At 36.3% G+C, this 9,630-nt stretch carries 9 protein-coding genes; 6 read left to right on the forward strand and 3 right to left on the reverse strand.

The window, feature by feature from the left end; translation table 11 throughout:
* The coding region (locus JUJ52_RS21845) for an ETX/MTX2 family pore-forming toxin (RefSeq protein WP_228089196.1) at positions 1–927 on the forward strand (927 nt) is incomplete at its 5' end.
* Between the two features lie 74 nt (positions 928–1,001).
* Here JUJ52_RS21845 and JUJ52_RS21850 read toward each other — a convergent pair.
* On the reverse strand, positions 1,002–1,397 hold the full coding sequence (locus JUJ52_RS21850; protein ID WP_026682709.1) for a YhjD family protein: 396 nt from the start codon (positions 1,395–1,397) through the stop codon (positions 1,002–1,004).
* 270 nt (positions 1,398–1,667) lie between these two features.
* Here JUJ52_RS21850 and JUJ52_RS21855 point away from each other — a divergent pair, with 270 nt between their 5' ends.
* Positions 1,668–2,336, forward strand: a complete 669-nt coding sequence (locus tag JUJ52_RS21855) for a TraR/DksA C4-type zinc finger protein (RefSeq protein WP_026682708.1) — start codon at positions 1,668–1,670, stop codon at positions 2,334–2,336.
* 74 nt (positions 2,337–2,410) lie between these two features.
* A complete protein-coding gene (locus tag JUJ52_RS21860) occupies positions 2,411–2,617 on the forward strand; it encodes a zinc ribbon domain-containing protein (protein WP_026682707.1) in 207 nt (68 codons plus the stop codon).
* 53 nt (positions 2,618–2,670) lie between these two features.
* On the opposite strand, the gene JUJ52_RS21865 is transcribed toward JUJ52_RS21860, so the two are convergent.
* Positions 2,671–3,453 carry a hypothetical protein gene (locus JUJ52_RS21865; RefSeq protein ID WP_205389550.1) on the reverse strand — a complete coding sequence of 261 codons (783 nt, stop codon included), beginning with the start codon at positions 3,451–3,453 and terminating at the stop codon, positions 2,671–2,673.
* A 307-nt stretch (positions 3,454–3,760) separates the two neighbouring features.
* A complete protein-coding gene (locus JUJ52_RS21870; protein WP_026682705.1) occupies positions 3,761–5,119 on the reverse strand; it encodes a S1C family serine protease in 1,359 nt (452 codons plus the stop codon).
* Positions 5,120–5,424: 305 nt separating this feature from the next.
* On the opposite strand from JUJ52_RS21870, the gene JUJ52_RS21875 reads away from it, so the two are divergent.
* The 3 genes from JUJ52_RS21875 to typA all read left to right on the forward strand — a co-directional run bounded on the left by JUJ52_RS21875 (position 5,425) and on the right by typA (position 9,359).
* Positions 5,425–6,117 carry a response regulator transcription factor gene (locus tag JUJ52_RS21875; RefSeq protein ID WP_121604521.1) on the forward strand — a complete coding sequence of 231 codons (693 nt, stop codon included), beginning with the start codon at positions 5,425–5,427 and terminating at the stop codon, positions 6,115–6,117.
* Positions 6,114–7,442, forward strand: coding sequence for a sensor histidine kinase (locus JUJ52_RS21880; protein ID WP_121604522.1), 1,329 nt, complete (start codon positions 6,114–6,116; stop codon positions 7,440–7,442). Before JUJ52_RS21875 ends, JUJ52_RS21880 begins: the two co-directional genes overlap by 4 nt.
* 87 nt (positions 7,443–7,529) lie before the next feature.
* Complete coding sequence (gene typA, locus JUJ52_RS21885; protein ID WP_166530320.1) at positions 7,530–9,359, forward strand: translational GTPase TypA; 1,830 nt, start codon at positions 7,530–7,532, stop codon at positions 9,357–9,359.
* Positions 9,360–9,630: the final 271 nt, after the last annotated feature.

Raw genomic sequence — 9,630 nt, forward strand, 5'->3', positions numbered from 1 at the left:
AGTAGTATTATGAATAAAAAAACTTTAGAAGGCGTGGATGTAACTTCAGGATTATCAGAAAAAGCATTTGCTGAAAATGCTAATAATGCGAGACAAGGAATCATAGTTGTAGATTTAAATAAAAAATTAGATGACATAGGTTATATTTACTATGATGAACGTTTGGCAGGTACTATTCGTGATAGTATGTATACTCTTTATGACAAACCAACCAGCGTCACTACAAATTTCAATCTTGAAGTTGATCCTAACAGCGTAAGAAGCGACTTCAAATTTGAAGATGTCACCCCGTTGTATTTAGGACATAATGAATTCAACAATACAACAGACACAGAGCAATCGTTTAATACAGCCACCTATACTAAAACAGTAACAGAAACTACTAGTACTTCGATGACAAGAGGATTTTCTATCAATGGAAAAGGAAAAATTTTTAAGTTGCCATTGATTTTAAAAGAAGGTACGGAAGTAACAGGTGTGTTTAACTCTTCTGATACAAAAACTACTACAAATACAGAAACCATAACGTTGACTGCACCAGCACAAAATGTAAAAGTACCAGCTCATAAAAAGTATAAAGCAACTACTTATCTTGAACAACAGAGTTACAAAGGTCCTGTTTACTATAAAGCAGTGGGTAGTAACCTTCGAACAAATATTCACACTAAGGGTATGTGGATAGATTATAAAGGAACACCACATACGAAAAAATATCAGTTTAATGAAGATACGGGATACTGCTGGAATAGCTTATCTGATTCTGGAAAAAGTAAAGTCCAAGACATTACGATTAATGCACAGTCTAATCAGATGCATTTTGAAGGGGTATCTCAAGCAAATGGTGTTTTCGGTAGCAAATTAGTAGTAAATATTTATGATATAACAGATGGAAATAAACTCGTAGAAACCAGAAAAGTAGCATTTTGAGAACATTTAGTTAGATAATATCTTTTTCGCTGAACCAGTACGGAAGAGCTATGTAAAAAATAAACCCTCGCATTTTAGCGAGGGTTTTCCTTCTCTAATCTTCTCAATTGATCCACAAATCCATCTTTCAATTTAAACTTTGTACCGTACATATACTTTTCCATGATGTCCCTTGTCATTTCCCTTAGTTCCTGCGGCGTGAATTCAATTAATCCAGATTCGCCACGGCTTAGCCACTTATAACTTGTATTACCAACTCTTTTCACATCGACATGATACTTCGTATAAAGTTTTTTCTTTGTTTCAATTTGCACTTGTCTTAATCGATCTATCACTGCATCAATCATACTAATGTACAAATTAGCCATAGTAAAATCAGCAGCAATAAGCTTTTTATCTTGTTCATAAACTTTTATAGCCATTGGTATTACAATAAAATCCTGTATTAGCTGTTTTAATTCAGTATTCATTTAATCACCCTTAAGAACATTTGTTCTTATTTTAGCATATGATGTGACACTTTATAATATGTAACGATAATAAATAAAAAACGTAAATAAGCAAAATATATTATTACACTATGTCCGATAAAGTGTTATATATACCCAAAAAATATTGAGAAGAAAATGAAAAACACCTATTTACTTATTGACATGATTTGGGAGCAAAAATAAAGAATGTCGTTGTCCAATCTTGTGCATAGTATAATTACATATTTATAAAAATGGAGGACGATCTTCATGATTTCGAACCAAGAATTAGCGGCATGCAAGTCGGCCTTATTAAATAGACAAACAGAACTAATTAATCATGTACAAGACCATCTCGGGATGACGTTAGAGACAGCCCAGGAATCAGTTGGGGAGCTGTCTAATTATGATAATCATCCAGGTGATACGGCATCAGAGTTATTCGAAAGATCAAAGGATCTAGCTTTAAATGAACATGCAGAGCGAGAATTAGAAGAAATAAATGCAGCCTTACATGCGATTGAAGAGGGAACATATGGAATTTGTAGCGAATGTGGGGCAGATATACCTTACGAGCGATTGGCTGCTATCCCAACTGCAGATCGTTGTATAGAGCACGCCAATAATAATGTGTTTAAACAGCATCGTACAATAGAAGAAGAGGTGTATAGTCCCAATATTAATCCCGATGATACGTCTGAGGAATTACAGGTTGAATATGACGCAGAAGATGCTTGGCAGGAGGTAAGTGTATACGGTACATCTGAAACGCCTTCTGACTTATATGGAGATAGAGAAAACTATGATGAAATGTATCCGAATAGTGATGGAGCGCCAGGTGCTGTAGAAAGTGTAGAAGAATTTCTAGCAGCTGATATTCATGGTAAGTATACACATCCAGCAGCAAATCATAATAAGTACGAAGAAGATTTGGATTAGGTATATTTGGCATACATGAAGATGTGAAACCTTTTGCTCCTCATTTCGTATTACGATATAAGGAGTGATCGAAATTGAATGAAAATAATGGATGTATTAAATGTGGAAGTACGGATGCGGATCAAAAGGAAGTTGCAATGACTGGAACGGGCTTATCAAAGATGTTTGATATGCAGCATAATCAGTTTATAGTCGTCTATTGCAAGAACTGTGGGTATTCTGAATTCTATAATAAGAAGAGCTCTACCGGTAGTAACATCTTTGATCTCTTCTTCGGATAAGTAAAAACACCCCTATTTCATATGACTTGAAAAAAGGGGTGTTATTTTTATAATTAGAAACCACTAAATATGCTATCCATGAAACCGCCAAAAAATGTTCCGACTACGTTTTGTAGTAAAAGACCGGATAGGATAAACGAAACTAAATATAATCCGATTAACACATATATTCTGTCATAGCCTTTTGCAGGTTTTTCTAACAGGATTAGTGTAGGGATAAATAAAATGGGTCCAAGTAAACTAACGAAAAAGAACGTACCTGCAAATGGTAAATTAATTAAGCTAAGTAATATACCAAGAACATAAATAAACATATATGGAACAGTATATGCACCTGTTTTGGCTAATACATCATAGATGGTTAATGATTGCGCTGTTAGCTTCGAAGCCGCAAATGTTAATCCGGAAACAATCACAAATAAAACAAGAAATTGTAAGAGTGGAAGAATAAATCCATCTAAAAAATTAACGGTCATAAACATACTACCAATTTGCATCATCACCAAATAGGTACCTAAAGCAATCAAGACGGAAAATAAAACCATTGTAATAACACCAGGCACTAATTCATGATCCGTTATGTTTTTGGCTTTGCTAGGAGCCTTTATTAATCGCATAAAAAAGGCTCCAAAATTTGCCGATTCTTTTTTTACAGTGGCTGTGAAATCATTTTCCTTCTTTTGTGATGCACCTGAATGAGCCTGCTCATGATGGATTTCCTGTTCTTTATTTTCCTCTGGCTCCGCAGATGCTGCTGGCTCATCTGCTAAGAGAGCACCACAGTTGGTACAAAACTTTCCTTTCTCTGTTTCTTGTCCACAACTTGGACATAGCATAATTAATCACTCCTTTATATGTATTTGTATGCAGTATAACTCTTCCAGAACTAACTTCGACATAATTAGTAATATTCCTTGTTTTTTCATTACTATTTTTTCATTATAAGTGAAATTAACTTCTTGCTTCAATGGATAATATCGTTTTTTCTCTGTATGCTCGGGTGAAGCATAGCGATATAAACAGTATAGCGCCCTTAATGTGAACGATGGGCTAAGCGTAATCTTTCTTTCCCATAATAAAAAACTGCCGAGAAGAGCATTTCTCGACAGTCTAGGTATGTTCATCAAGCGTTTGTTTGAATACTTATTGGTTTGTTGCGTTTTCTGTATTATTTTCTTGCGCTTGTAAGGTTAATTCTACGGTTTGTTTTTTTCCGCCGCGATAATACTCTATTTCAACTTTTTCTCCAACTGTTGCATCTGAATACAAAAATTGACGTAACTCTAGTATCGAAGTAATTTCGTTTCCATTAATTTTTGTAATGACGTCAAATTGTTGTAGCCCAGCTTTGTCTGCTGCGGAGCCATTTTGCACATCTGCTACTACCATTCCACCTTTTACATCCTCAGGTAATGCAATTTCACTGCGATATTGCGGTGGTACCTGACTAAGAGCAGCTGTACTTATTCCTATTAAAGGTCGTTTAATTTCGCCATCTTTCTCTAATTGCTCCAAAATTGGTAGTGCTGTATCTACTGGAATCGCAAAACCGATACCTTCCACTTCTTGACGGGCAATTTTCATGGAATTTATTCCGATGACCGCACCATTTTCATTTACTAATGCTCCGCCACTATTTCCTGGATTAATTGCCGCGTCTGTTTGAATAACCTCGGTTACCCAATCTGGTTGTCGATCACCATTAGTGTCAATATCGATCGAACGATTTAATCCACTTACGACACCTTTTGTAACTGTATTGGCAAACTCCATACCAAGAGGGTTACCAATAGCCATTACAGTTTCTCCAACCTTTAAATCTTTTGATGATCCCATATTTGCAACAGTTGTAATTTTATCTCCATCTACCTCCAGGACAGCTAAATCAGTTAGTTCATCCGTACCTAATACGGTAGCATTAAGGCGTTCTTCTTCATAATTAAGTGCTATCTCTACTTCCTTAGCTCCTGCAACCACATGTTGATTAGTGATAATATATGCCTTGCCGTTTTCCTTTTTATAAATAATTCCTGATCCAGTTCCGGCTTCTTGGCTTTCTGTCCAAACGCTTTGCTGTTGCATATTGATTACTCCTACCACAGCTTGTGATGTCTCTTCAATATTAGTAGCAACATTTGCATCATCGGAGGCAAGTGTTTTTATAACGTCAGCTGTTTTGTTCCCATTATCGGAAGCAGTGTTGCCATTATTACCTTGTTGATTTAATGGGATTACATTGGTTAATACTAATGCTACTATGAGCACTACAGATACGATACCACCTGACAGTCCTCCAAGGATAAAGTGTAGCGCAGATTTATTTTTAGGAGGTTTATTGCGTTCCTTGGAGGCTATATATGTTTCGGTAGTACCGGTATCTGCATTATTTTGGGATTCATCCCGTATATGTTGATTATCTGATAATGGCTGTTCGTCAATAGATTCCTGCTCATTAGAGTAACCACTAAAATCTTTGTTCTGATTTTCGTCTTTATAATCCATTTTAGCTCACCCTTTATGACAAATTTTAAACACAGGCTATCGAGACAAGCATCTACAAACGTCGAGGGGAGTAGGGGAGACGCTTATAAATACTGTCCCTTAGCCTGAATATAAGTAAACGGTCACTTCCTCACGCAGTCATGCTGCGTATGAATGAAGTTACCATTGATACATTTATTGTAGCCAAGCAGTTTGGGATTCATTTGGTATAAATGTGGAAAAAATGTGTAAAAACATTTAAGTGTTCATCATGCAGGATTTATGTGAAAATAGAAGTAATTAATTTCGGGAAAAGGTGGCAAAACATGAACTATCATATTGGCATCGTTGAAGATGACCCAAATATTCAAAATATCGTTTCTGCTTATCTTAAGAAAGAAGGATTTAACGTAACCTTATCGGAAACAGCAGAAGATGCTTGGGAGATTTGGATGAATGAACCACCAGATATGTGGATCCTAGATATTATGCTTCCTGGTATGGATGGTTACGAGTTTTGCAAAAAGATACGTAATGAAAGTGAAGTACCAATTATTATTATCTCTGCGAAAGATGAGGAAATTGATAAAATTCTTGGATTAGAACTTGGTGGTGATGATTATTTAACAAAGCCATTCAGTCCAAGGGAGCTTGTAGCTAGAGTTAAGCGATTATTTAAACGATCTGTCATCGTACAAGAACAAAAAGATATGACGCAGGAGAAAATAACTGTAGATCATTTGGTGATTGATAAAAATGAACGACGAATATTTTTTAATACGGATGAATTTGAAGTTACGACAAAAGAATTTGATATGTTGCTAATCCTAGCGGAGAATGTAAATAGGGCATTTTCACGAGAGGAACTGTTAATTAAAATTTGGGGAAATAATTATTTTGGTAGTGATCGTGCGGTCGATGACCTTGTTAAACGAATTCGAAAAAAACTACCTGATTTGCCATTGGAGACTGTTTGGGGATACGGTTATCGACTTCGCTATGAGGGAGAAGCAGAATGAAGCTACAATCCCAATTGAATGCTGCCTTTACTGCCTTATTACTCGTAGTAATGACAGTTACAGGCTATTTCATTTATTCATTAATTTTAGATATGCTTATCCAAGACGAGCAACGACAATTAAAACAAAAAGGTGACCTTCTTATTGAAGTATTAAATGAGCAATATGGAAGACCCGATATTCAAAACTTAAATAGCTTCCTTCAGGATCAGGATTTACAACTTTTTCTTTATGACCGCAATCAGAATGCAGTTTTTTATTCTACGCTATCCAATAGTGTAGCAACTGAATTCTTTAAATCCAATGATTTTGCAGATACAAGTAAATCATTATGGGAATATAAAAATGACAAGTATGTAACTTCTCGTATTCTGCTTGTACCGGAAAGTACTGGATTAGAATTAATCTTGCTAACACCATTAAGTGATATTGAGGTAGTTCAACAGAATTTTATATTTCGGTTGTTAATTGTATTTTTGATTGGTGGAGTTGCTGCAACGATCATCAGTTATTTCTTCACACGTAAATTAGTAACACCGCTCTCCCAATTAAAACGACAACTGAAGAAAATCGAAAAGCGACAATTTGATTCGATGGATCGAATTAATGCAACAGGAGAAATCAAGGAAGTGGAACAAAGCGTGTATGAAATGGCAAACGAATTACAACGATACATTAATTCACAGCAAACCTTTTTCCAAAATGCGAGTCATGAGCTCAAAACACCATTAATGACAATACAGGGATATGCAGAAGGCATTAGAGATAAAATTTTTGATGAGAAAGAGGAAGCGAAAGGTCTAGAAGTTATGGTTTCTGAAGTAAACCGGTTGAAAAAGATCATTAATGAAATGATTTTGCTTGCTAAACTAGACAGTGAACCAGATGTTTATAATCCTGAGAAACTCCAACTATCACAAATTATGGAGCAGGTAGTTGATAGAGCATTACCATTAGTAAGTGAAAAAGGAATTGAATTAGAACATGCCATCGATGGTTCTCCAGAATTGTATGCAGATGGAGAGAAACTATTACGTGCTTTAGTAAATCTGGCATTTAATGGGATTCGTCATTCGAAATCGTTAGTTCGGCTTACTATTACAAAACAAAATAAGAAGGTTGTAATTATGATTGAAGATGACGGGGATGGAGTACCAGAAGAATTAATACCGCATATTTTTCATCGATTTGTAAAAGGTAAAGGTGGCGAAACTGGACTGGGTCTAGCAATAGCCCGTGCTATTATAGAGCAATCAGGAGGGAAAATTACGGTTGCGCGTTCCGAATTAGGAGGAGCAAAATTTAAAATTGTTTTTACCGGTTGATTATTTTTAAAACTTTTACTCTATGCTGGTTATTGTGTTATAATTGAATGGTTTGAATCATCTCGTAAAGAATAGAGGAGCGTACGTATGCAATTAAGAAAAGATATTCGCAACATCGCTATTATTGCCCATGTAGACCATGGTAAAACAACATTAGTTGATCAGCTTTTAAAATATTCTGGGACTTTCCGTGAAAATGAACAGGTCAATGAACGTGCTATGGATTCCGGTGATATTGAAAGAGAACGTGGGATTACAATTTTGGCAAAGAATACAGCGATTAAATATAAAGATACAGCCATCAACATTCTAGATACACCAGGGCACGCAGATTTTGGTGGAGAAGTAGAACGTATTATGAAGATGGTGGATGGAGTTGCATTAGTTGTTGATGCTTATGAAGGGACAATGCCACAAACACGATTTGTGTTGAAGAAAGCATTAGAACAAAAACTAACACCAATTGTTGTGCTTAATAAAATTGATCGTCCTAATGCACGCCCACATGAAGTAATTGATGAAGTGCTTGATTTATTTATTGAATTAGGTGCAGATGATGAGCAATTAGAATTTCCTGTTGTATATGCTTCTGCATTAAATGGTACCTCGGGTCTTGAACCTGAGGAACAAGAGGAAACAATGGATCCAGTATTTACGACTATTCTTGAGCATATTCCAGCACCAGTAGATAATCGTGAAGATCCACTACAGTTCCAAATTACGTTACTTGACTATAATGATTACGTTGGAAGAATTGGAGTCGGTAGAGTAGTTAGAGGAAAAATAAGTGTTGGTCAGCAAGTGGTTGTCCTTAAAAAGGATGGTACTCAAAAATCATTCCGCATTACTAAACTGTTTGGATTTATTGGCTTAAAACGAATAGAAATTCAAGAAGCAGTAGCAGGCGATATAGTTGCAGTAGCAGGTATGGAGGACATTAATGTTGGTGAAACGATATGTCCGCAGGATCATCCGGAAGCATTACCTTGGCTACGAATTGATGAGCCAACACTACAAATGACTTTCCTTGTTAATAATAGTCCATTTGCTGGTAGGGAAGGCAAATATATCACTTCACGTAGGATAGAAGAGCGCTTGATGAAGCAATTAGAGACAGATGTCAGTTTACGAGTTGAACCGACAGACTCTCCAGATGCTTGGGTTGTTTCTGGTCGTGGTGAACTCCACTTATCCATTCTAATTGAGAACATGCGGCGGGAAGGCTATGAATTACAGTTGTCTAAACCACAGGTAATCATTAAAGAAATTGATGGCGTTCCGTGTGAGCCAGTAGAACGTGTACAGGTTGATGTTCCAGAAGAATATACGGGTGCAATTATGGAATCACTTGGTGCAAGAAAAGGTGAAATGCTTGATATGGTAAACCAAGGGAATGGACAAGTTCGGTTAGAATTTAAGGTTCCATCTCGTGGGTTATTAGGCTACTCTACTGAATTTATGTCACAAACACGTGGTTATGGAATTCTAAACCATACCTTTGATGATTATGAACCCGTGATTAAAGGTCAAGTTGGTGGTAGAAGAGAAGGAGTACTTGTTGCTCTTGAGAATGGTAAAGCATCTACTTATGGGATTATGCAATTAGAAGATCGTGGCGTTATTTTTGTTAATCCAGGAACAGAAGTTTATGCTGGTATGATTGTTGGTGAACATAATCGTGACAATGATTTAACTGTAAATATTACCAAAGAAAAGCACTTAACAAATGTGCGTTCTGCTACAAAAGACCAAACCGCAACCATTAGAAAAACTCGTGATATGTCTCTAGAAGAAGCTATTGAGTATTTAAATGATGATGAATATTGTGAAGTAACACCTGAGTCGGTTAGATTACGTAAAAAAATCTTAAATAAAAATGAACGAGAGAAAGCAGCAAAGAAAAATAAACTAGGCTAAAGGATGAAGGCACCGAAAGTAGATGGATTACTTTTGGTGTTTTTGCTTATTGTTTAGGAAATTATAAAATTTGCCCATGTGGTTAAATATGGGAGTGTTGAGCTGCGTTTAGCTCCAGCGCCCAGAAACGAGGCGACTTCACGAATCGCCCTAATCTAAGTCATCATCGGCTCGCAAGCTCATCGTGCTTCCTTTATCTCCGTTGACAGTCGCTACGTTTCTAATCGGGCGCTTGCGCTTTTGTGCTAAGTTAAGAAAGTATAAAATCAGT

The sequence above is a fragment of the Virgibacillus sp. AGTR genome (genome assembly GCF_016919725.2).
In the GTDB taxonomy this organism is placed as follows: Bacteria; Bacillota; Bacilli; order Bacillales; family Amphibacillaceae; genus Virgibacillus; species Virgibacillus salarius.